General features: G+C 49.2%; 1 protein-coding gene. It reads right to left on the bottom strand.

Annotated elements, in window-relative coordinates:
- Positions 1-248 (bottom strand): hypothetical protein (locus AB4323_RS22075; RefSeq protein ID WP_372153340.1); only part of this gene is annotated, 248 nt, incomplete at both ends.

Consider the following 248-nt stretch of genomic DNA (forward strand, 5'->3'; position numbering starts at 1 on the left):
AACGAGAATTCTTCTTCGCCTTCTTGTCCTAGAACTTCAGCTTGTTCTGCTACTTCCGCTTGTGGTGTAGCTCCAACTTGCGGGTCAGCGACTGGTGTCACTAGCTCTGGTGTTACGTCAGTTTCCGCTAATGCTTCTGGTTCAAACGCCTCATCTTCAATCAGCCAATCATCGTCTTCTGGCACACCAAATTCATTTGGAATGATCTCTGGCATGTTTGCAGCACGAACTGGCTCTGGCTCTGGCTC

The sequence above is a fragment of the Vibrio sp. 10N.261.52.C11 genome (genome assembly GCF_041471405.1).
GTDB classification, from domain to species: domain Bacteria; phylum Pseudomonadota; class Gammaproteobacteria; order Enterobacterales; family Vibrionaceae; genus Vibrio; species Vibrio crassostreae_C.